Origin of the sequence: Acinetobacter sp. YH01018, from assembly GCF_013420295.1 — a bacterium.
GTDB lineage: Bacteria > Pseudomonadota > Gammaproteobacteria > Pseudomonadales > Moraxellaceae > Acinetobacter.
Map to the genome: position 1 here is coordinate 1 of NZ_VOYL01000011.1, position 23,199 is coordinate 23,199.

General features: G+C 40.3%; 22 protein-coding genes. 15 read left to right on the forward strand and 7 right to left on the reverse strand.

The window, feature by feature from the left end; all coding sequences use genetic code 11:
* Positions 1–102 precede the first annotated feature (102 nt).
* The 5 genes from FTT83_RS05720 to FTT83_RS05740 all read left to right on the forward strand — a co-directional run bounded on the left by FTT83_RS05720 (position 103) and on the right by FTT83_RS05740 (position 5,210).
* Positions 103–840: an SDR family NAD(P)-dependent oxidoreductase gene (locus tag FTT83_RS05720; protein WP_180176395.1), complete on the forward strand. Its 738-nt coding sequence runs from the start codon at positions 103–105 to the stop codon at positions 838–840.
* 355 nt (positions 841–1,195) lie between these two features.
* Positions 1,196–2,203, forward strand: a complete 1,008-nt coding sequence (locus FTT83_RS05725) for an SDR family NAD(P)-dependent oxidoreductase (RefSeq protein WP_180042601.1) — start codon at positions 1,196–1,198, stop codon at positions 2,201–2,203.
* A 134-nt stretch (positions 2,204–2,337) separates the two neighbouring features.
* Positions 2,338–3,732: a class II fumarate hydratase gene (gene fumC, locus FTT83_RS05730; RefSeq protein ID WP_180042600.1), complete on the forward strand. Its 1,395-nt coding sequence runs from the start codon at positions 2,338–2,340 to the stop codon at positions 3,730–3,732.
* Positions 3,733–3,833: 101 nt separating this feature from the next.
* Positions 3,834–4,325, forward strand: a complete 492-nt coding sequence (locus tag FTT83_RS05735) for a hypothetical protein (RefSeq protein WP_180042599.1) — start codon at positions 3,834–3,836, stop codon at positions 4,323–4,325.
* Positions 4,326–4,607: 282 nt separating this feature from the next.
* Positions 4,608–5,210: a nitroreductase family protein gene (locus FTT83_RS05740; RefSeq protein ID WP_086196991.1), complete on the forward strand. Its 603-nt coding sequence runs from the start codon at positions 4,608–4,610 to the stop codon at positions 5,208–5,210.
* A 90-nt stretch (positions 5,211–5,300) separates the two neighbouring features.
* Here the strand turns inward: FTT83_RS05740 and FTT83_RS05745 are convergent, their stop codons facing one another.
* Positions 5,301–6,506: an MFS transporter gene (locus FTT83_RS05745; protein WP_180042598.1), complete on the reverse strand. Its 1,206-nt coding sequence runs from the start codon at positions 6,504–6,506 to the stop codon at positions 5,301–5,303.
* Positions 6,503–6,940, reverse strand: a complete 438-nt coding sequence (locus FTT83_RS05750; protein ID WP_180042597.1) for a MarR family winged helix-turn-helix transcriptional regulator — start codon at positions 6,938–6,940, stop codon at positions 6,503–6,505. The genes FTT83_RS05745 and FTT83_RS05750 overlap by 4 nt, the downstream gene beginning before the upstream one ends.
* Positions 6,941–7,171: 231 nt before the next feature.
* Here FTT83_RS05750 and FTT83_RS05755 point away from each other — a divergent pair, with 231 nt between their 5' ends.
* Positions 7,172–7,285 carry a DUF2474 domain-containing protein gene (locus tag FTT83_RS05755; RefSeq protein WP_131272799.1) on the forward strand — a complete coding sequence of 38 codons (114 nt, stop codon included), beginning with the start codon at positions 7,172–7,174 and terminating at the stop codon, positions 7,283–7,285.
* Between the two features lie 127 nt (positions 7,286–7,412).
* Here the strand turns inward: FTT83_RS05755 and FTT83_RS05760 are convergent, their stop codons facing one another.
* Complete coding sequence (locus FTT83_RS05760; RefSeq protein ID WP_180174512.1) at positions 7,413–7,967, reverse strand: thermonuclease family protein; 555 nt, start codon at positions 7,965–7,967, stop codon at positions 7,413–7,415.
* Between the two features lie 254 nt (positions 7,968–8,221).
* Positions 8,222–9,139 (reverse strand): LysR family transcriptional regulator, encoded by a 918-nt coding sequence (locus FTT83_RS05765; protein WP_180176396.1) that lies wholly within the window; start codon positions 9,137–9,139, stop codon positions 8,222–8,224.
* Positions 9,140–9,232: 93 nt separating this feature from the next.
* On the opposite strand from FTT83_RS05765, the gene FTT83_RS05770 reads away from it, so the two are divergent.
* The 6 genes from FTT83_RS05770 (at position 9,233) to FTT83_RS05795 (ending at position 14,765) form a co-directional block, all read left to right on the forward strand.
* Positions 9,233–10,477, forward strand: coding sequence for an acyl-CoA dehydrogenase family protein (locus FTT83_RS05770; RefSeq protein WP_180042593.1), 1,245 nt, complete (start codon positions 9,233–9,235; stop codon positions 10,475–10,477).
* A gap of 122 nt (positions 10,478–10,599) precedes the next feature.
* Positions 10,600–11,721 carry a phosphotransferase family protein gene (locus FTT83_RS05775; RefSeq protein WP_180042592.1) on the forward strand — a complete coding sequence of 374 codons (1,122 nt, stop codon included), beginning with the start codon at positions 10,600–10,602 and terminating at the stop codon, positions 11,719–11,721.
* Positions 11,718–12,416: a histidine phosphatase family protein gene (locus tag FTT83_RS05780; protein WP_086196983.1), complete on the forward strand. Its 699-nt coding sequence runs from the start codon at positions 11,718–11,720 to the stop codon at positions 12,414–12,416. Before FTT83_RS05775 ends, FTT83_RS05780 begins: the two co-directional genes overlap by 4 nt.
* 26 nt (positions 12,417–12,442) lie before the next feature.
* The gene (locus FTT83_RS05785; protein WP_180176397.1) at positions 12,443–13,186 is read left to right on the forward strand and encodes an SDR family oxidoreductase; all 744 of its coding nucleotides are present in this window, start codon (positions 12,443–12,445) and stop codon (positions 13,184–13,186) included.
* 244 nt (positions 13,187–13,430) lie between these two features.
* Complete coding sequence (locus FTT83_RS05790) at positions 13,431–14,141, forward strand: SGNH/GDSL hydrolase family protein (RefSeq protein WP_180176398.1); 711 nt, start codon at positions 13,431–13,433, stop codon at positions 14,139–14,141.
* Between the two features lie 30 nt (positions 14,142–14,171).
* Entirely contained in the window at positions 14,172–14,765 is a 594-nt protein-coding gene (locus tag FTT83_RS05795; protein ID WP_086196980.1) for a uracil-DNA glycosylase family protein, read from the forward strand.
* Positions 14,766–14,941: 176 nt separating this feature from the next.
* Here FTT83_RS05795 and FTT83_RS05800 read toward each other — a convergent pair whose 3' ends face one another.
* A complete protein-coding gene (locus tag FTT83_RS05800; RefSeq protein WP_180176399.1) occupies positions 14,942–15,379 on the reverse strand; it encodes a hypothetical protein in 438 nt (145 codons plus the stop codon).
* Positions 15,380–15,703: 324 nt separating this feature from the next.
* Complete coding sequence (locus FTT83_RS05805) at positions 15,704–17,263, reverse strand: phospholipase D family protein (RefSeq protein WP_180176400.1); 1,560 nt, start codon at positions 17,261–17,263, stop codon at positions 15,704–15,706.
* A gap of 121 nt (positions 17,264–17,384) precedes the next feature.
* On the opposite strand from FTT83_RS05805, the gene FTT83_RS05810 reads away from it, so the two are divergent.
* On the forward strand, positions 17,385–18,500 hold the full coding sequence (locus tag FTT83_RS05810; protein ID WP_086196977.1) for an S-(hydroxymethyl)glutathione dehydrogenase/class III alcohol dehydrogenase: 1,116 nt from the start codon (positions 17,385–17,387) through the stop codon (positions 18,498–18,500).
* Between the two features lie 81 nt (positions 18,501–18,581).
* On the opposite strand, the gene FTT83_RS05815 is transcribed toward FTT83_RS05810, so the two are convergent.
* Positions 18,582–19,787 carry an amino acid aminotransferase gene (locus FTT83_RS05815; RefSeq protein WP_180176401.1) on the reverse strand — a complete coding sequence of 402 codons (1,206 nt, stop codon included), beginning with the start codon at positions 19,785–19,787 and terminating at the stop codon, positions 18,582–18,584.
* 694 nt (positions 19,788–20,481) lie between these two features.
* Between FTT83_RS05815 and FTT83_RS05820 the strand changes: the two genes are divergently transcribed.
* Together FTT83_RS05820 and FTT83_RS05825 are read left to right on the forward strand one after the other, a co-directional pair.
* A complete protein-coding gene (locus FTT83_RS05820) occupies positions 20,482–21,543 on the forward strand; it encodes a 3-deoxy-7-phosphoheptulonate synthase (RefSeq protein WP_180176402.1) in 1,062 nt (353 codons plus the stop codon).
* A 332-nt stretch (positions 21,544–21,875) separates the two neighbouring features.
* The gene (locus tag FTT83_RS05825) at positions 21,876–23,072 is read left to right on the forward strand and encodes a PilT/PilU family type 4a pilus ATPase (RefSeq protein ID WP_180176403.1); all 1,197 of its coding nucleotides are present in this window, start codon (positions 21,876–21,878) and stop codon (positions 23,070–23,072) included.
* Positions 23,073–23,199 lie beyond the last annotated feature (127 nt).

A 23,199-nucleotide genomic window follows, 5' to 3' on the forward strand; every position in this document is an offset into this window, starting at 1 on the left:
TAACGGTTCAATTTCTTTAAAGGCTTCTCGACTAATGTCGCTGGGATATGGTTTTCTCATTGAATAATTTTAACAAATTCTTTTTTTAAGTGCTAAAAAAGAATGAAATTAATACTGGATAGGCTCTTAGTTACTGGAGCTGGTTCTGGTATTGGCAAAAGTACCGCTATGCTTTTGGCCCAACAGGGCGCAAGTGTGGTGGTTTCAGATATTAACATGGAAACTGTTCATAAAGTTGCTAATGAGATCATATCTTTAGGTGGGAAAGCTGTAGCAAATAAAGCCAATATAGCTGAGCCTGAAGATATGAAAGCAGTGGTTGAATTTGCTGTTAGTACATATGGTGCACTGCATTTAGCATTTAATAATGCGGGAATTCTGGGGGAACTTAACCCAACTGCAGAATTGAGCATTGATGGGTGGCATCGTGTGCTTGATGTTAATCTAAATGGGGTATTTTATAGCATGCGCTATGAGATTCCTGCAATATTGGCTGCTGGAGGTGGAGCGATTGTTAATACCTCTTCAATTGCAGGCTTAATCGGGTTTAAAAATATTCCTGGTTATGTGGCTGCAAAGCATGCTATTACCGGATTAACAAAAGCAGCGGCATTGGAATATGCGGATCAAGGTATTCGCATTAATTCGGTACATCCAGGTTATATTAAAACGCCTTTAAGTGCTGAAATTGATGAGGGAGAGATGGTGAAATTACATCCGATTGGTCGAGCAGGCAATCCGGAAGAAGTTGCTCAGGTCGTTGCCTTTCTGCTTTCTGATGATGCTTCATTTGTGACTGGCAGTCAGTATGTGGTCGATGGTGCATATACTTCACAATAAAAAACAACAAAGATGGCTATGTGTGTCTAGTTGTTTGGCTAGGATCATGTCTTATCGTGTGTTCTATGTAAAAGTATTCCCATGGTTTCATTTTTATTCCTCTTGATGAGTTTTACCATTCATTGAATAAGTTTTTTATTTTTTTCATAAACAATATACAGTTCATAGCCATAACTGCAACACATGCAATATTCCAAATCTTTAAGATGGTGTGATAGTGCTCTTGCAGATTAGCCGACTCAAGAGAATTTTGAGTCGGTTTTTTGCTTTTAATATCTGTGGATAAGTTGTTGTAAACACCAAGATTACACCAATAAGTTGCAAGGTACTGATTATTATAAGGAGTATCTATACAATGATTTTAGTGACGGGTGGTTTAGGCTTTATAGGCTCACATATTGCGTTAAGCCTGATGGCTCATGGACAAGAAGTCATCATTGTTGATAATTTATCCAATGCAACTTTACAAACCTTAGAACGACTTGAATACATTTCCGGCATGTATGTGCCTTTTGTCAAAATTGACATCCGAAATACACCCGCCTTAAACAAAGTTTTTGAACAATATTCTGTAGAAGCCGTCATTCACACCGCTGGTTTTAAATCGATAGAAGAATCTGCGCTTAAACCGTTGGAATATTATAACGATAATGTCAGTTGTATTATGAGTTTGCTGCGATCTATGCAGCGTACAGGCATTCGAACCTTAATTCACTTATCCAGTCTGGCAGTCTATGGTCAGTCCAGCTTAATTCTGAGCGAAGATACGCCATTTAATTATTCCTACCCCAATCCCTATATCAAATCGCAGCAGATGACGGAAGAAATTATCCGTGATACCGCACTGACCGACAACGAATGGAAAATTGCCATTTTAAGACTATGCAACATTGCCGGTGCTTTTGAACATGGCGTGCTTGGAGAATTTGTGGCGCCATTGCCGAAAAATATTATTCCACTGGCTTTACAGGTTGCAGCGAAAAAACGTGATTATATTGAACTGCGACAGCAAGCCCAAACCCTGGACCGTACCGTTGAGCGCAGCTTTTTGCATGTATTGGATTGCTGTGATGCCATTTTAGCGACTCTACAATGGTTAAGGACTCAGCCTTATACCTGTGATGCCTTTAATATTGCAGGACAAAATATGTCCATTCGAGCCTTGCTCAGTGAAGTTTCAAAAGTCACCCAGACTGAAATCAAAACCATGGATGTGCCGTTTTATACTTATGCTGAATTGGATCAGGTGGGGGCGACCTCAGGCAAAGCCCATGAAATTTTAAAATGGCAACCTAAGCGCAGCATTACCCAAATTATTGAAGATGCCTGGCGTTTTTATCAACAAACACTGAAGGGAAATTAAAGCAGCTGAGAAACAAAGTGAATAATGTAAATAATAATCATTTACAATTATAATATGTTTGATTAAGATCAGTAAATATGTCAAAACTATTGAATTGGTTTAAATCATAAAACGACATCGATATGAGGTGGAGAATGCAAACACGTATTGAACATGACACTATGGGCGAGGTAGAAGTTCCAAGTGAAGCAATGTGGGGTGCGCAGACACAGCGTAGTTTGCAAAACTTTAAGATTGGTCAAGAACGTTTACCCCGACCGATGATTCGGGCGATGGGCTTGGTCAAAAAAGCGGCCGCCATGACCAATGCCGAGTTAGGTCAAATTCCTCATGAATTGTCACATTATATTGTCAATGCTGCAGAAGAGGTGATTTCTGGAAAGTGGGATAGTCAATTTCCACTGGTGGTGTGGCAAACAGGTTCAGGTACGCAAAGTAATATGAACTGTAATGAAGTCATTGCTAATATTGCCAACCAGAGACTGGGTAATCCTTTGGGTTCTCAAAAGCCGGTTCACCCCAATGACCATGTCAATCGTGCACAATCGACCAATGATTCTTTTCCGACAGCCATCCATGTGGCTGCAAGCCTGCAAATCTATGAATTGCTGATTCCTGCCGTACAACGTTTACGCGATACTCTAGAGGCTAAATCGCAAGAATTTTCCGACATTGTCAAAATTGGCCGTACCCATTTACAGGATGCAACACCCTTAACGCTCGGGCAAGAATTTAGTGGCTATGTGTCACAACTGGATCATGCCTTAAAACGTTTGCATTATGCCTTACTGGGTTTATATGAATTGCCTTTGGGGGGCACAGCAGTTGGAACAGGTTTAAATGCACATCCGGAGTATGCAGTAAAAGCTGCAGCACAGTTAGCTAATTTAACCGGTTTGCCATTTGTAACGGCTCCGAATAAATTTGAAGCTTTAGCTGCGCGTGATGCTGCGGTATTTGCCTCTGGGGCTTTAAAGACGTTGGCAGTGAGTTTAAATAAAATTGCCAATGATATTCGCTGGTTGGCCAGTGGTCCGCGCTGCGGTTTTGGTGAAATCCGTATTCCTGAAAATGAGCCAGGTTCAAGCATTATGCCCGGCAAGGTCAATCCAACCCAAAGTGAAGCCATGACCATGGTGGTGGCACAGGTGCTGGGGAATGATACGACTATTAATGTCGCCGGAGCTTCGGGCAACTTCGAGCTGAATGTGTTTATGCCGGTCATTGCATTTAACCTGTTGCAATCGATTCAACTGTTGGGCGATGCATGTAACAGCTTTAATGATCATTGTGCCGTTGGCATTGAGCCCAACCGCGAAAAAATTGATCATTTCCTGCATAATTCACTGATGTTAGTCACTGCTTTAAATCCGGTGATTGGTTATGAAAATGCTGCTAAAGTGGCAAAAACAGCATATAAGGAAGGCAAAACCTTAAAACAGGTCGCGGTCGAATTGAACCTGGTCACTGCCGAACAGTTTGATGCCGTGGTAATTCCGGAAAATATGGTTTCACCTAATGTGAAATAGCCATCTAAAAGTTGGAACAGCTATCAATTGATCATCAGTGGTTTTTATCTGGGGCATATATGCGTACAATAGTCCTAGAAATTAACTGCTGATGATTGATTATGCTTGACGTTTATTTAACAGATGTTCAGAGAAAGGTTCAATTTAAGGATTATCCGGGTGAGCATCCTGTTAAATTTATTTTGAATTTTAAAAAGATTTTTCCGAGTGTGATGGAATTATTGCTTCCGGTTCTGCCTGGCGATGAAAATCTGGATGAAATGACCTGGGAATCGACCACTGAAGATTTTGAATTGTTCAAATTATTACTCAGCGGCTGGGGCGTGATTGAATTACGTTTAAATGCGATTTCTCAATTTAAAAATAAAAACTATGCCGATCAGCTAGTCAAAACTGCGCAGCAAAAGCGTAAAGAGTTTGCGAAAAACAACCATCAATTGAAAACTGTAGAACTCGATTATCTGTTTATGCACGAAATTCATGCACTGATTGATGCAGAACTGGTTGAAATTGGTGAAAAATTCTATTTACCCACACTGCGTGATTTGTGGAAACACAAAGTTCCGCAAAATGTGTTAAATGCCAAATTCTAGAACAGCATAAAATACGATAACAATCCTCCAAATATTGGGGGATTTTTTATGCCAGTTTTAGCTGTAAAAAGATAAACTTAAGCTATTTAAATGCATCTATATAAAAAATTAAAGATTTAATTATCAATAAAATGTACTAGAAATTGGAATTATTATTGCATATGGTAAGACAGCAATACATTTACCTAAATATTGTTATAAAAGTAGATATTTCACATTTTATTAACAGTGAGGGTAGATTGTTTCAAATTTTCGCGAAGAAATATCACAGGATTTCATTGAATGTCAAATCAGTTTTTAGATTTAATTAAGAAACGCCGTACCATTTATGCAGTCGGTAAAAATGTAGAGCAAAGCCCAGAGTATTTAACTGATTTGATTAAACATGCGATCAAACAGAGTCCATCCTCTTTTAATTCGCAGTCTTCACGTGCCGTGATTTTGTTTAATGCCGAGCACGAAAAATTTTGGAATTTTGTCAAAGAAAAACTCAAGTCTTATGCCAAAGATGAAGAAAGTGCAGCAAAAACCAGTGCCAAAATGGACAGTTTTGCCGCAGGTGTGGGTACCGTTTTATTCTTTGAAGACATGGATGTGATTAAAGGTCTGCAAGAGCAGTTCCCGTCTTACGCAGAGAATTTCCCGATCTGGGCAGAGCACTCAACAGCCATTGCCCAGTTCGCAACTTGGACCGCCTTACATACTGAAGGTTTAGGCGCTTCACTTCAGCACTATAACCCGATCGTGGATGAACAGGTACATGCTGAATGGGAAATTCCAGCCTCCTGGAAACTGCGTGCCCAGCTGGTGTTTGGTTCAGTAGAAGGTGAAGCCAAAGATAAAGCTTATATAGATGATGCAACACGTTTTAAGGTATTTAAGTAATTCATAATTTTTCGAAATCCCCTTTATAAAAGGGGATTTCATATATTTTAGCCAATGGTTTTAATTTTTCCTGGCGGTATTGGAAAATGATTAAGCAGCTTTAATGGCTTTACTTTTCACTTTATGTCCATGTAATACATAGTAGAAACCAATACAGATCAAAGCTGCAATCGCGCTATACATATACAGCTGCGCATAATTTATATAATCCAGCGCCCTACCAATAAAATAAGGGCCAAAGCCGAGTCCTGCATCGAGGAAGATGAAGAAGGTCGAGGTAGCAAAGCCCATACGATCCAGCGAGGTACTTTTCACAGCAACAGTCTGACAAACTGACTGAATGTTGCCATAGCCCAGACCGAGCAAGCCTGCACAAAGTAACAAGGTCATCGGACTATGGGCCTGACTGAGCAGATACAAGGCCAATGCCATAATGATAAATGCGGGATACATAATGATATTTTCACCTTTACGATCCATCAGTGGGCCGGTAAATGGACGTGAAAATAAAATCGCAATCGCATACATTAAGAAGAAGAAAGAAGCTGTTTCAACCAGATCAATTTCTTTGGCATAGAAATTAATAAAGGATAAAACCCCAGAATAACAAATCGATGTCAATAACATGATGATCGAGATCGGCAAGGCTTTCATTTCAATAAACTGGGAAATGAAACTCGGTTTTTTCACATTGACTTGAGTTTCAATGGTTTTGGGGTGTTGTGGCAAATTAGGTACTTCAATCAGCAAAGCCACGATTAAACAGCTCATAGCGACCATGCTAGATAAGGCAAAAATCGCAGTATAGCCGACGTGCAACATCATCCAGATGGCCAGAAACGGGCCAATCGCAGTACCCAATGTACTGCTCATACTGTAGTAACCAATCCCTTCACCGCGACGGGTCGGCGGTAAAATCTGCGCGATGATGGTACCCAATACAGTCGATGCCATACCCATCATAAAACCATGCATGAAACGAACACTCAGCAAGGCAGTGACATTCATCGGAATAAAATAGAATCCTGAAAAAATCAAAAATCCAATTAAACCCACAATCATGGTGGTTTTGCGGCCAAAACGTTCCAGAAACTGACCAACAAATAAACGACCAATCAGGGTACCGACAATGAACAAACCGGAAATCAGACCGGCCTGAGCCGTGGTTGCATCCATTTCAGCAACTGCGTAGCCGACAATGACCACCACCAGCAGATAAAAGGTCAGGACCAGCTGAAAGTTAATGGCACTGACAAGAATAAAATTTCTTGTCCATAAGGGCGTATGTTCACTCATGACTGGCTACCTTTCATCTCTTGCAGATGCTCCATAAGTTGATGCAGGGTATTTAGCGTACTATTTTGCGCAGCTTGATCTAAGGGCAATAACAGTCGTTGTTCAAACAGGTCCAGTTTTTCAGAGCACGCGGAAAAAAGTTGTTGACCTTTAATGCTTAGAATCAGTTTCTTTTGCCGTTTATCATCAGTGTCGACCTGATCCAAAACCTCCAGTTGTATTAATGCATGAATACGTTTTGCAATCGAAGGTTTGGAAACATTCAGGTATTCAGCAATGTCAATAGAGGTACAGCCTTGCTTAAGCTGTATGACATACAGCACCTGCCACAATGAATAATTCAGCTGATGTGGAAGCAAAATAGTATTGATTTCATCACTCATTAAACGCGCACAGCGCAGTAATGAAGCACGAAAGTTAAGTCGATTTGGCATAATAGTTAGCTAGGGTAACTAAATTGAGATAACTTTACGCCTGTTGAGTTGATTGTTCAAGTATTAGTCAGGGAGCAAGAATAATTTATTCTGAAAATGACAGAATCATATTAAGGCACTTCAATTCTCAGTAATAAGTTGCATTTCAAAATTATTTATACCGGTTTGTCTTACTGGGTGTTCCGCGACAAAGTACGCATTGGTGATGAAGGCTATCATTAAGGAGTAAATATGAAACTTTCACAGATGCAGTGGTTTATTGTGTTGTGGCTAGGTGGATTTTTTGCATTAGCATTGATTGCTGGAGCATTCCGACTGCTTGTTCAACTGGCTTATTATCTTTAATTGTTGATAATAAATTTTAAAGTGGCTTGTTTTAAACAAGCCACTTTATTTTTTAACCCGCCAGTGTAATCCATGAAATCAAACTCGAAACTATATTTGAAGATAATTATTTATCTATTCTAAAATTCTATTTATTTCGCTTACGATAAACACTAGGGCGTACCGGATGCGAATTTTTCCATAAGCCTTTTTTCTGCTTCTTGGCCTGAAGTTGTAGAGCTAACCATTTCTGTTTTTGCGTCGGGTTTTTAATATATTCCTCATACACCCATGCCGCGCCGCGTTTGACCAGTTCCTGATTGATATTTCGTCTAAAACGGTAAATGACGCCAACGCAGCGCCCATAGCGATCGACATCGGTAATCTCGACACGGACCAGTTTGTAATACACCATTTTTTTAACCAGACGCTGAGATTCCTTGCCATAGGTTTGTGTTGATTCGGGAGCATCAATATAGGCAAAACGCAGTTTGGTTTCTGAGCGACGCAAGTTATAGCGCGTACAGGTGATGGTATCGCCATCACTCACCGCAATGACTTTGCACCAGTATTTTTTTCCTTTTTTAAACGGTTTAAATACATCGGTAAGGAAAGCGTGAATTTTGCGGAAGATAAAAAACAGCACTGCACAAAGCAGCATGCCCAAGATAATGAGCCAAACAGGGGAGAGATTTGCCAACATAGATAAAATTTGTGGAATCTGACTTGAAAATACCAGTCCAGATTCAACAATAAAAAGATAAAAAATGAGCTGCTATATTAATGGAAATTCTCAAAAATAATGGCTTGAGAAATAGTCAAATAGCATTAAAAGCCTTGCCAGTTCAACATTTCGGTTATTTATTCAGTAAAAGGTGATATCTGCATAAAAAATCATTCAGATCCATAACAAATACTTAAAATAGCCTAAGCAAATAATAGATCTATTAAAATAGCCTAAGTAAAAATTTTAATTATTTCGCTGCGCAAAAATTGATGACGCGAATTATCTTCCAAATCTTTATGCCAATACATCCCCAAAGTAATTAGCGGCAAGTCCACAGGCACTGCAAAAATATTTAATGTAGTAGAAACTTGTAAATGACTAAGCAAATTTTGAGGAATAGTTAAAACGGATTGAGGGTTTTGTAGCAAAATCTGTAAAGCGGTTGAATAATGTTGGCAACGTAAAAAAATCTGTCGCGACAGTTGTTTGCGGTTTAAATATATATCTTCAACCAAAACTCCAGTTCGGCGTGATGAAACCCCAATATGTGGAGCAGCGAGATAAAGCTGTTCCGTCATTTCAGGTTGCTGCGTACATACCACAAATTGATCTTGTACCAGTTTCTGAAATTGAATTTTCTCACCGAAGTTTTGTTCCAGATCAATGACAAAGTCTATTTGCTGGGTGGCGAGATCTGTGACAAGCGTTTTACGGTCTAATTTGCTACTGAAAAATTGAATCTCTAGATTTAAGCCCTGAAAATGCTGAACCAGTTTGGGAAAAATCATCGGTTCTATTTCATCATGCACCGCAATTCTTAAGCTTTGCACCATACGGGGTTCAAAATGCTGTTTTTGCATTGAAATGTTTTGAATAGCGAACAGTGCATTTTTAATGATGGGATAAATTTCCTCGGCAAATGAAGTAGGCAACATTTTATTGCCGGCACGTGCAAATAAATCATCCTGTAAATGTTGTCTTAAACGCTGTAAGGCATGGCTGGCAGCAGATTGGCTGATACACAAAATCTGTGCAGCCCTGGAAATGCTTTTTTGTTCATAAACTGCAATAAATAAGGGATATAAGTTAATGTCTATGCGATGAAAAACACTCAGGTCAATCGCGGCTTTATTATGAATACTGTTCATAGTGTTATATTGAATTAAATCATTTTATTCATAATAGTTTTCGGGTTATGTTGTTGTAAAGATCAGATAATATATATTTTGAGGGAATTGGCCATGTTTGAGTTATCAACACGTGCACAAGATTATATTGAAAGAACAAAAACGTTCATTAAGGAAGAAATTGAACCGGTTGAAACCGAGTTTTGGAATGATGTCCATGAGCTCAATCAAGGGGGAGACTGGACAACATGGCAATGGCCCACTCAACTTGAAATATTAAAAAATAAGGCCAAGGCAGTGGGTCTTTGGAATATGTTTTTGCCATGTCCAGAATTGGGGCAAGGCTTATCAGTTCAGGAATATGCACACATTGCCGAACTTTCCGGTCGTAGCTTGCTTGCACCAACGGTCTTTAACTGTAATGCACCAGACAGTGGCAATATGGAGGTGTTGTGGCGCTATGGTTCTGAAGAACAAAAACAGCAATGGCTCATACCATTATTGGAAGGCAAAATTCGTTCCGTATTTTGTATGACTGAACCTGCTGTGGCATCTTCTGATGCCACCAATATGCAGGCTACGGCGGTGATCGACGGTGAGGAAATTGTGTTAAACGGTCGCAAATGGTGGTCGTCAGGTTTGGGCGATCCCAATGCAAAAATCATCATTTTTATGGCGCATACGCCTGATGAAAGCAAAGACCGTCATCATCAACATTCCATGGTTTTGGTTCCTGTAGATACTGCGGGCGTAACAATTGAACGCATGCTGCCTGTATTTGGGGATTATGATGCACCGCATGGACACGGCGAAATTAGCTTTAACAATGTCCGTGTACCAGTGGCCAATTTTATTGGTGGTGCAGGTCAGGGTTTTGAAATTGCGCAAGGCCGTTTAGGGCCAGGTCGTATTCATCATTGTATGCGTTGTATCGGTGCAGCAGAAAAATCTTTAGAGTTGATGATTGATCGTGGTATGAGTCGTACTGCTTTTGGCAAAGAAATTTTAAAGCTGGGTGGCAATCTGGAACGTGTTGCAGAAGCACGGGTAGCCATTGACCAGGCACGATTACTTACACTTTATGCTGCTTACAAAATGGATACTTTAGGTAATATGGCAGCATTGACTGAAATCTCAGCAATTAAAGTGGTTGCACCAAGCGTACTGGAAAAAGTGGTAGATATGGCCATACAGATACACGGTGGTGCAGGTGTTTCTCGTGATACACCTCTAACAGGATTCTTTGCTCAGGCTCGAAGCTTACGTTTGGCCGATGGCCCAGATGAAGTGCATAAAGGCATGATTGCTAAACTTGAACTGGCAAAACGCGGTTACAGTTCAGGTCGGAAAAAAGATTAATTACATAAATAGTTGAGGCTGCTTATCACTTGCCTGAAAATTTTGCTGTTTATGAGAAATTAAACGGGTATAAATAAGTAAGCGATGAAGTGTTATAACATTGATGATTTAGGGAAATAACAATGTCAGTGATTGATGTAGGTGGGAAGGTTCGTCAAGGCGAAGAGCTAGATGTCATTGCTGTTGAGAATTGGCTCAAAGCACAAGGAACTGATTTACAGGGTCAAGCCGAAGTTACACAATATTCAGGTGGAGCGTCCAACTGGACTTATCGTTTGAAATACGACAATACAGACTTGATTTTACGCCGTCCTCCAAAAGGAACCAAAGCCAAATCTGCGCACGACATGGCACGTGAATACAATGTGCAAAAAAATTTGGCACCATTCTATCCTGTACTGCCTGAAATGGTGGCGCTCTGTCAGGATGAATCGGTGATTGGCTGTGATTTCTATGTCATGCAACGTGTGGAAGGCATTATTCCACGTGCTAATTTACCCAAAGAGCTCAACTTTAATGAAGCTCAGGTCCGTGAATTGTGCATCAATGTCATTGATAAATTGATTGAGTTGCATCAAGTTCCTTATCAGGGTACAGAACTGGAAAAGCTCGGCAAGGGCGAAGGCTATTGTCGTCGTCAGGTAGAAGGCTGGGATGCCCGCTATGAAAAAGCCAAAACCCTAAATGTACCGTCTTTTAAATATGTCCGAAACTGGCTAAAAGACAATATCCCTGCCGATTCAAAAACCTGTGTCATTCATAATGACTGGCGTTTTGATAATGTAATTTTAGATCCGAAGCATCCGACACAAGTGATTGGCGTTCTAGACTGGGAAATGGCAACCCTCGGCGATCCTTTAATGGATTTGGGTTCAGCCCTCGCGTATTGGGTTGAAGAAAGAGACAATCAAATTTTTAAAGCCACGCGTCGTCAGCCCACCAATTTAAAAGGTATGTTCACGCGTCAGGAAGTGGTGGATTATTATTTGCAAAAAACTGGCTTGCAAACAGAGAACTGGACCTTTTATGAAGTGTTCGGCATTTTCCGTTTAGCCGTAATTGCACAACAAATCTATTACCGCTACTACCACAAACAAACCAATAATCCAGCCTTTAAGGATTTCTGGGTTGTGATCCATGCCTTGCATATTCGTGCGCTTAAATTAATTGGCCTACAAAAACTTGAGGCCAATGAACTGGCACAAAAATATATCGCGAAATTTAAGGAATTGATGCCAACATGACCACAATTTATCTGATTCGTCACGGGCAAGCCTCTTTTGGGGCTGAAAGTTATGACCAACTTTCTCCCAACGGTGAATTACAGGCGAAATTATTAGGGCAATACTTTGACCAGATTCTAAAAGAGGCACCTTATGTGGTGTCAGGTTCGATGCAACGTCATCAACAGACAGCCCACTTGACTTTGGCACAATGTTTTCCTGAGGCTGAGATTCAGACCGATAGTGCATGGAATGAATTTAATCACCAGCAGGTTTTTGCCAGATACGAACCACGTTTTAATGAACCGCATCTGTTAAAGCAGGATGTCGCCAAGGAAGATAATCCTCGGGCTTACCTGGCTAAAATTTTTGAAGGGGCGATTGAGCGCTGGACGGGTGGTGACTATCATCATGAATATGATGAATCTTGGCCGCATTTTAAAAACCGGGTTGAAACAGCATTGCAAAACTTATGTGATGAACTGGCTAAAATAAAACCGCGTTATGCCGTAGTGTTTACCTCTGGCGGGGTGATTTCGGTGGCTGCAGGAAAACTGTTAGAGCTGAATGCTAACCGAACTTTTGCCTTAAACTGGGCAATCGCCAATACCAGCATGACCACACTGCGTCTAGTGGGAAATGAACCACAATTACTGAGCTTGAATGAACACCATTTTATTAAAGCCGAAGATCCCGGCTTACTGACCTGGATCTGATTAAAAAAATAGCAAAGGAAGAAAACATGGCAAAAACAATTTTAATTACCGGTGCAAGTTCAGGGATTGGTGCAGGTATGGCACGTGAATTTGCACAAAAAGACTATAACCTTGCCATCTGCGCCCGTCGTTTGGAGCGTTTGGAAACTTTAAAACAAGAGTTGGAAAGCAAATACGGCATAAAAGTCATAGCCAAAACCTTAGATGTGACCCATTACGACCAAGTCTTTGAAGTGTTCCGTGCATTTAAAGAGGAATTTGGCACCATCGACCGTATTATTGTCAATGCCGGTGTGGGTGAAGGTCGCCGGATTGGTAAAGGTAATTTTGAAATTAACAAAGCCACTGTCGAAACCAACTTTATTTCAGCTTTGGCACAATGTGAAGCCGCAGTGGAAATTTTCCGTGCGCAAAATGCAGGGCATCTGGTGATGATTTCTTCCATGAGCGCGATGCGTGGCATGCCGAAACATTTAACCGCGTATGGAGCCAGTAAGGCAGGAGTTGCGCATTTGGCTGAAGGCATCCGTGCCGAGTTGATTGATACCCCGATTAAAGTCACTACCATTTTCCCGGGTTATATCCGTACAGAACTGAATGAAGGTGCGAAAAAACTGCCTTTTGAAGTGGATGAAAAAACCGGTTCACATTTACTGGTCAAGGCCATTGAAAAAGCACCGGTTAAAGCCTACGTTCCACAGTGGCCTTGGTTACCTTTAGGCTTGGCCATGAAAGTATTGCCACTGAAACTGGTTAATAAGTTAGGTTAATTTTTGGATTCTAAAAAGCTCATTCAATGGGCTTTTTTTATACGCGGGAAAAACATTGTAAAACTAAGCTCGATAAAAAAATAACATCATCAGCAGATATCGACCACCCTCAGCCCTAGATCGCTACTGACCTGATGCAGCCATTCACTATTTAATTAGATGAAACTTATTGTAATTTAAGTCAATGCTTCTCACCCCATAAACTCCTATATTGATACAGATATCATTGTGAATCTTATTTTGTATGCTGTTAAAAATTTCAACCATCGTTCTGATTCCATCCCTGATTATTCAAGGCAATGCCGTTAAGAAAAATACTCTACGTTTAGCAGAACCAGAAGGACAACGTCAGGGGACAGTTGGAACTGGAAAAATGCTGTCTATTTTAATTTTAGGAGATTCGGCTGCGGCTGGAGTCGGTGTTGCAACTCAGGAAGATGCTTTACTCGGTGCAGTGCTGAAAGAGTTAAAAGATGGCTATGAAATCAGTTATCAACTTGAAGCTACCACTGGCCATACCAGCGGACAAGTGATTCAGACGGTAAAGAATATGCCCAATCAACACTTCGATGTGGTCATTACTTCTGTCGGGGTAAACGATATTACCAAACTGACCTCACCTAAAGACTGGATTCAAAAGCAGCAACAACTTTATGCAGAAATTAACCAGAAATTCACGCCTGAATTAGTTATTGTATCTGGCGTGCCACCGATGAACATGTTTCCTGCATTACCTCATCCACTGGCTTGGTTATTTGGACAATATGCCAAAGGCATGAATAAAAATCTTGCCAAATTTGTTCAGCGGAACGGCAATATGCAATGGATTGAATACGATTTGCAACGTTTTAAAAGCCTCAATCTGGAAATGGCAAAGGATGGTTTTCATCCCAGCAAGGAAATTTATACACTTTGGGGCAAACAGGTAGCAGATAAAATCCGTCAAATGTTTTAAATTAAACTGAATACGAATAAATGGACTGTTATGAGCACCGAACCAAATATTGAAACCCATCCACTGGAACCTTTTTTACCCCCAAATGCCAGATTGCTGATGATGGGTAGCTTTCCACCACCTAAAGTCCGCTGGAAAATGGAGTTTTATTATCCAAATTACCAAAATGACATGTGGAAAATTTTTGGTTTGGTATTCTTTGGCAATAAAGAACACTTTTTAGATATTGCCAATAAAAATTTCAAGGAACAGCAGATCCGTGATTTTTTAATGGAAAAAGGCATCGCAATTTTTGATACGGCGTACCAAATTATCCGTTTAAAAGGGAATGCTTCGGATAAATTTCTGCACATTGCTCAAGCAACTGATTTAAACAAGCTGCTACAGCAGATTCCTGAGTGTAATAGCATCATGACAACTGGAGATAAAGCAACCGATACCTTGATGCTTTCAATGCCAGAACATACTGAAAAACCGTTAATTGGTCATGCCTCAAAAACCTACTTTGCGGAACGTGAATTGACTTTATACCGGATGCCATCTTCATCCCGTGCCTATCCACTTGCTTTGGAGAAAAAGGCCGAAGCTTACACTCAGTTGTTTAAAGAAATAGGCTTACTATAAGTAAGTTAAATAAATCAAGAGTTAATTAAACGCATCCAAGGATGCTGACTGTATTTTGTCCATTTTAGGCTGTGCTAGAAAAAGTTTTTGATATCTTTAAGAATGTCATCGAAAACTTTTCAAATGATAAATAGATTTAAAAAGGAATTTAAGTGATTCAGAGTAGGCCACAAAAGCTATCCATCATATTCAACATAGTCCCATAAATTTAACCGGGATTTAATCTCTTTACGGATATTTGGCAACATTGGCAGCAGGGTTCCGTCAATCCACAGCCTTAAGGCCTGAGCAGAAATGACCTGTTGATTAGCATCTATAATTTTTGCGCCTTTGACCATCACCAGAGTTTCTTCACTCGCTGCTGTTTCAATGCCTTTAAACAGGACTTGGAGTTCAAAACCGGTATCCTGAATCAGCCATTCCAGTTCCAGCTGTACATTCTGATTGGATTTTAAAATGGCCTGACCTTCAACAATTTCAGAATCGGACTGGCAGTCATGCTCTACACGAACTTTCGCTAAAAACCAGTCTTGGCGGCCTAAATCGTCCAGCGTTTTATACGGGGTTAAAATATCACTTAAATTAAATTGACGGCTTAAATCAAAAAATTGCATTGCAGAAGATCACGATTGGGAGAGAACTGAGTTAAAAACTCGAAAATGGCATGTTAAATCAAATCAGGAAACGAGTAAAATCATTGTATGGATTGATCTAAAATATATATAAATAACATTTAATTTCTTATAAGTTTTCGCAGAAATATTCATCAGGGAAGTGCCCAGTCTGATAGATGAGACAGGGAGGATTATAGACTTGTAGATTTTATCAAGGCGGGTTGTGTAGATTCATGAGCACAATATGATCCCGTGCTGATCTTCCAGTACTCGATGATTTAGAAAAACAAGACTTGTGCGTGTTTTAATGTCATTAATTTGTCATTACATCATCCATTCAAATGGGAGGGATGACACCGCTTGCATGCTAAAACGCTGAAATCTGGTCGATTGTGGATCATGTGAATACTCTGTGCGAGTTCCATCTTTATGATGCTCTATCCAAATCACTTCACCTTGTGGATTAAGTTTCAATTCATAGGCAATGAGCGGTAAATATTTATCTAAAGCGTTCGAAATTCGTTCTTGTAACATAGCGGATTCGACCACCAGTCCCACTTCACTATTTAAATTGGCGGAACGGGGATCAAAATTGGCAGAACCAATAAACACCATTCCATCTATATCCAAAAACTTGGCATGCAAACTGGAGGCGTTTTTCCATTTAGCTGGAATGACATTACCTGTCATCACTTCATACCAGGTCCGTTTATTGCGTTCTATATAGGGCTTAAATTCATATAATTTTATCCCGTTTTTCAGTAAATCATGGCGATATTGTCTATAAAAGGCATGTACCAGAGGAACGTCATTGGCAAGGAATGAATTGGTCAGCACTCGAACATTCACGTTGTTTTGGGCTAAACTGGTTAAATAATCCCTGCCTTTTTTTGTGGGGACAAAATAGGCAGAGACCAGCTCCAGATGCTGTTCAGGTTTTCCCACAAGCTGCATTATTTGACGGTAAATCAGTTGATTATCCGATGCCTGAGCGCGAATTTTATCGGGTGAATCTGCGACAAAATGTGCTTTTGCCCAGTTAATCGGACGATCTTTTAGATGTTCAGTGATCTGTTTTTCAGCCAGTTCAATCCGCCTTTTTAGCTGGTCTTTTTGTAAGGCAGTCAGCTCATAATATCGACGTAATTTGGCAAGCTGTTCTGGACGGCTTTTACCCAACAGCAGGGGTACAGGATAACTTAAATCATCACTCCAAAAGTCCTGAAATACTTTGTTGGCATGCTTCACGGCAGTGCCATAAAACAAAATGTCCATATCGGTAAACTGGAAAGACTCACTGGCTTCAAAGTATTCACGGCTAATGTTGCGGCCACCGGTCACCGCTATGGCACCATCGGCAATAATCAGCTTGTTATGCATACGGCGATTAATTTGTTTGAAACGAAAAATATAATCAAACACGCGCAGTTTTCTGACCCTAAAGGTATAGGGATTAAAGATTTTAATTTCAAAGTTTGGATGTTGTGCCAATTGTTTTAAGGTAGCATCGAGTTGGGAGCCGTTCTGGTCATCAATCAATAAACGGATTTTTACCCCACGATCAGCGGCTTTTAGCAATTCAGCCAGCATCAGGTGACCAATTGAGTCATCTTCCCAGATGTAATACTGCAAATCGATATTATATTCTGCTTTATTAATCAAATGCAGCCTTGAAGCAATACTGGTAAAAGCATCATCTAAAGCAAGATAGGCGGTAAGGCCCTGGATAATTTGTGTATCTACATTGGAACCGTTTAACCAGTGCTCGGCATGCACCTGAATGGGAGACTGCTTTTTGGATTCATTCATCGGCAAACCGCACCCCGTCATTGTAAAAATTGTAACAGCAAACATGACAGCATGCATGGATGGTCTAATCTGCATAATTGTTATGAAGTCATAAAGTTATAAGTACATATTATCATCATGTTATAGGTTGAATCGGACAATAAAAAGAGGTTACTGTAGCTCATCTGTTAAAGAACCAAAAAAGGATGAATCATTCATGAAATCACGTGCTGCAGTCGCATTTGGTCCAGGTCAACCGCTCCAAATTGTTGAAATTGATGTTGCTCCACCGAAAGCAGGTGAGGTTTTGGTAAAAATTAGCCATACTGGTGTATGTCATACTGATGCCTTTACATTATCAGGTGATGATCCTGAAGGCGTGTTTCCCGCAGTATTGGGCCATGAAGGCGCTGGTGTTGTAGTGGAAGTTGGTGAAGGCGTAACCAGCGTGAAACCGGGCGATCACGTTATTCCACTTTATACTGCAGAATGTGGTGAATGTTTATTCTGCAAATCGGGTAAAACCAACCTCTGTGTCGCAGTTCGTGCAACGCAAGGTAAGGGTTTGATGCCGGATGGCACCACCCGTTTTTCTTATAACGGGCAGCCGATTTACCACTATATGGGTTGCTCAACCTTTAGTGAATATACCGTGGTCGCTGAAGTCTCTTTGGCAAAAATTAACCCTGAAGCGAATCATGAGCATGTATGTTTGCTCGGTTGTGGCGTGACCACAGGTTTGGGTGCGGTAAAAAATACTGCTAAAGTTCAGGAAGGCGATACCGTTGCTGTATTTGGTCTGGGCGGTATTGGTCTGGCTGTGGTGCAAGGTGCCAAAAAAGCCAAAGCCAGCCGCATTATTGCTATTGATACCAATCCTGAAAAATTCAAACTGGCTGAACAGTTTGGCGCGACAGAATTTTTAAATCCAAAAGATTATGACAAACCGATTCAGGAAGTGATTGTTGAAAAAACCGGTTGGGGTGTAGATCATTCTTTTGAATGTATTGGCAATACCAATGTGATGCGTTCTGCACTGGAATGTGCTCACCGTGGTTGGGGACAATCCATCATTATTGGGGTTGCGGGTGCAGGTCAGGAAATTTCAACCCGTCCATTCCAGCTGGTCACCGGCCGTACCTGGAAAGGCACCGCTTTTGGTGGAGTGAAAGGCCGTTCACAATTGCCAGGTATGGTAGAAGAAGCCATGAAAGGAGATATTCAGCTTGAACCTTTTGTTACTCATACCATGGGACTGGAAAAAATTAACGAAGCCTTTGAGTTAATGCATGATGGTAAATCGATTCGTACCGTGATCCATTTTGAAGACTAAACATTCTCAAATAAAAACGAAATAAAAAAACGGGCAGATTGCCCGTTTTTTTTATATCAGCCTAAAGAAATTCGGCCCAAATTAAGCAGTGGCTTTAATGACTTCAGCAATCGATTCAGCCACATAATCGATATTACTTAAATTCAGACCCGCAACACACATACGGCCACTACGCACTAGGTAAATGCCGTATTGATTTTTGAGAATATCGACCTGTTCAGCACTCAGCCCGGTATAGCTAAACATGCCTTGCTGTTTGACTAAATAGCTAAAGTCACGCTCTGGTAAGGCTTGGCTGAGTTTATCTTTTAAAATGTGACGCATTTTAATAATACGTTCCCGCATTTCTTTCAGTTCAGTTTGCCACATCGCGGTAAGTTTCTCGTCATGCAAGACATTATTGACTAACAATGCCCCAGTCGTTGCCGGACTGGAATAAATACGGCGTACTGTCGCTTTGAGCTGGCCCAATACTTTTTGTGCAGTGGCCGAATCATCACAGACAAAAGTTAAACCGCCTACACGTTCACCATAGAGCGAGAAAATTTTAGAGAATGAATTGCTGACAATAAAGTTCATGCCTGCTTTATCTAAGGCACGAATCGCATAGGCATCTTCTTCTAGTCCTTGACCAAAACCTTGATAGGCAATATCCAAGAAGGGAATCAGATCCTGTTGTTTTAGTACAGCAATCACCTGATCCCATTCAGCAGGCGTCAAGTCTGCACCCGTCGGGTTATGGCAACATGGATGTAATAACACAATACTTTTTGCCGGTAGCTGGCTTAATTTTTCCAGCATTACTGGCACATTAACGCCATTGGTCGCTGCATCAAAATAAGGGTAGAAATGTGAGTGAATGCCGGCACCGTTAAAAATGGCAATATGATTTTCCCAAGTCGGTTGGCTAACCCAAACATCAGATTCAGGAAAATATTTTTTCAGAAAATCCGCACCAACTTTAAGCGCGCCAGAACCGCCTAAGGTCTGGATGGTCACCGCGCGTCCATCACGGCGCGCCGAACTATTTTCTCCCAATACCAGTGCTTGAGTAGCCTGATTATAAGGTTTTAAGCCATCCATCGGTAAATACAGCTTAACCTGTTCATTGCTTGCTTCAATATTCTTATACGCTGCTTTGATCGCTTCAAGTTGAGGCACAATATTGTCTTCATTGTAATAAAGCCCAATACTTAAATTCACTTTTTGTGTCCGTTCATCTTTAGCAAATTCTTCCATTAAAGAAAGAATCGGATCACCTGCATACGCATCAACATGTTGGAACATGAATACATCCTTCGTTATGGAGTAAAACAAATCAAGCTTTCAGTATGAATAGCATTCTAGCGGCTTATTGCAATTGCTGTGCTGCTTTTTTCTTATCAAAAAATCAACAACTCTTACTGTTTTTTTGTTTATGGAAAATAATAATGGAGTTAGAGAGAGGTGACTTTGAGGTGATTTTATAGAGATATAACTCGAAAAAGAAAGGTGAATCTTTGCTATTTAAAAATCTTTCACAATCACTTGAATTTTATCTGGTCCGGTTTTTAACCCATATATAAGCAAAAGTTTAATGATTGATGTAGTTTTATTTTAAATAAAACTATTGTCAAATATGGCAATACAGCGTATTTTAATTTCAAGATACATACTTTTTTGAAGAAATAAAGATGTTAAAGCAACCTGTACTCTCAAACGCGACTTATTACTTTTGGCAATTTAGATAATTGCCTGAATGCGTTCGGGCAAGAAAAGGTTGCCCACCAAGTTTATAACCTGATCGGGCAACCCTGATCAGGTTTTTTTTATATCTTATTTTTTACATTTTGGGAGTTTAGACATGCAAACATTAAATTATTCATACTTTAGCAATTTTTATTGGTTTTACTTTAGTCAATTGATGACTCTTCACACGCAATCCATTAGACCCATAACGCTCAAATAAAAGATTGGACTGAATAGTCCCCAGGAAAGACCAATGAATGCTTTAAATACTGCTTTACAACAAACTCAAACAACTGCAAAAGAAACCATTTTAACTTTGCCTCACCAATTGAAGGCACAATTGCCATTATCGAATAAATTGGCGCAACAAATTGCTGCGCAGCGTCAAACCATTGAAAATATATTGGCAGGCAAGGATCATCGTTTGATGGTGGTGACAGGCCCATGTTCGATTCACGATCCCGTGGCTGTACTTGAATATGCGCATAAATTACAACAATTACAAAGCCAGGTGTCAGATCAGATTTTCCTGGTGATGCGTGCCTATATTGAAAAACCGCGTACCACCATAGGCTGGAAAGGCTTCCTCTATGACCCAAATTTAGACGGCTCATCCAATATGCAATTGGGACTAGAAAAATCACGTGAGTTGTATCTACAAATTATTGAAATAGGTTTGCCGATTGCTTCGGAAATATTAAGCCCAATGGCGACTGCGTATTTCGATGATTTACTGGCATGGGGTGCTATTGGTGCACGGACCAGTGAATCTCAGATTCATCGTGAAATCTCAAGCCATATGCCATACAGCATCGGTTTCAAAAATGGCACCGATGGCTCCATTCAAATTGCACTGGATGCTATTCAATCTGCATCGCATCCACATCAATTCCTGGGGCTGGGCCAATCCGGTTTACCGTGTATTTTAGAGTCGCAGGGCAATCCAAAAGCACATTTAATTCTACGCGGTGCAAATTCAGGTCCCAATTACCAGCTGGCGGAAATTGAAAAGATCAAAGAAAAATGCAAAGGTGAATTACCGGCTTTGGTGATTGACTGCAGTCATGGCAATAGCCACAAAGATCCGCTTTTACAGCCTCAAGTGCTCAAGACGATTATTACGGAACGTACTCAAAGTCAGGTTCGTGGGGTAATGCTGGAAAGTCACCTGGTTGATGGCCAACAAAAAATTTCCTGCGATATGACTTATGGTCAGTCTGTAACAGATGGCTGTCTGGGTTGGGATAAAACCCAGCAACTATTAATGGATGTAGCAAATTCACTCCGTGTTTCTCAATTAAAACAGAGTGCCTGATTTTCTATAAAAAGTTTATCGATGATCAATAATCTATAAATAATGTTGTGATAAAGCCCCTGAATTTAGGGGCTTTTTTCTTGTATAGATCTATTTTTGTTATCTGGTTAATTTTAAACCACACGTTTATTGATGGTGTATGCAATTTCTATGCATATTTTTAACCAGTTAAAAATAACAAAGTTGAGTACTTTACTATGTTTATGCACAATAGGGAAAAATAGTAATCAATAAAACATGAATTGTTTCTTCACGACTGAGATAAGCATTTAAATAAATTAAACCAATTTCGGTATGCGTGAATCATAGAAACAATTCTCATCGGGGAATATATGTATAGTACGGAATTACTGGAAGAAGCACGTAAAATGATGTTCCATATGCTGACTAAGGTGGTGGAATATGGCGGCTCGGATTTATTTATTTCAGCAGATTTTCCACCGAGTATTAAACATCAGGGCTTAATGAAACCGCTTGGCCAGCAGGCATTGACTGCCGACAAGACCAAGTTGTTTGCCTATAGTTTAATGAATGAAAAACAGAGGCATGAGTTTGAAACCGAGCTGGAATGTAATTTTGCCATTAGTGTTCCCAATGTTTCGCGCTTTCGTGTCAATGTATTCCAGCAGCAATTACATGTAGGGATGGTAATACGGACCATTACCGCAGAAATTCCAAATTTTGATCAGTTAAAGCTTCCCGAGTCCTTAAAGCATGTGATGATGGCAAAACGCGGTCTGATACTTGTGGTGGGTGCTACCGGCTCGGGTAAATCGACTTCTTTAGCCGCCATGATTGATCATCGTAATGAAAATTCTGCCGGGCACATTATTACCGTGGAAGATCCGGTGGAATATGTGCATAAGCATAAGAAATCGATGATTACCCACCGCGAAGTCGGCGTGGACAGTCATTCATGGCACAATGCCTTGAAGAATACCTTGCGTCAGGCACCGGATGTTATTTTAATTGGTGAAATCCGTAATACCGAAACCATGGAACATGCCATTGCCTTTGCCGAAACCGGACATTTATGTTTAGGTACTTTACATGCCAATAATGCCAATCAGGCGCTGGATCGAATTATCAATTTTTTCCCGGAAGAACGTCGCAATCAATTGTTGATGGATTTATCTTCCAATATGAAGGCGATTATTTCACAGCGTTTGGTGCGTACTGAAGATGGACGTGGACGTCGTGCAGCCATTGAAATTTTGCTGAATACACCTTTAATTGGAGATAATATCCTGAAAGGCCAGTTTCATGAACTCAAAGAAATCATGAAAAAATCCCGTGAATTGGGTATGCAAACATTCGATCAGGCTTTATATGATTTATATAATGAGGGTGCGATCAGTTATGAAGAAGCATTGCGTAATGCCGACTCCATGAATGAATTGCGCTTGCAGATTAAATTGAAAAATAACAGACAGGATCAAACGGTTCCAGGTTCAGCTGCATCATTCAGTATGCTGCAAGATAAAGATCCGGAAGAGAATCAAGCTAAGACAGGCCCGGAAACACCTTAATCATAAATGTCTTAAGTTAGATACTTTTTTATTAAAAAATTTGAGCTTTCTTTTTCAATTTGCTTTTTCAAAGATTATTTTTTTAAAGTGTACTGCATTTTTCTGACGATAAAAAAAATCAGCCATA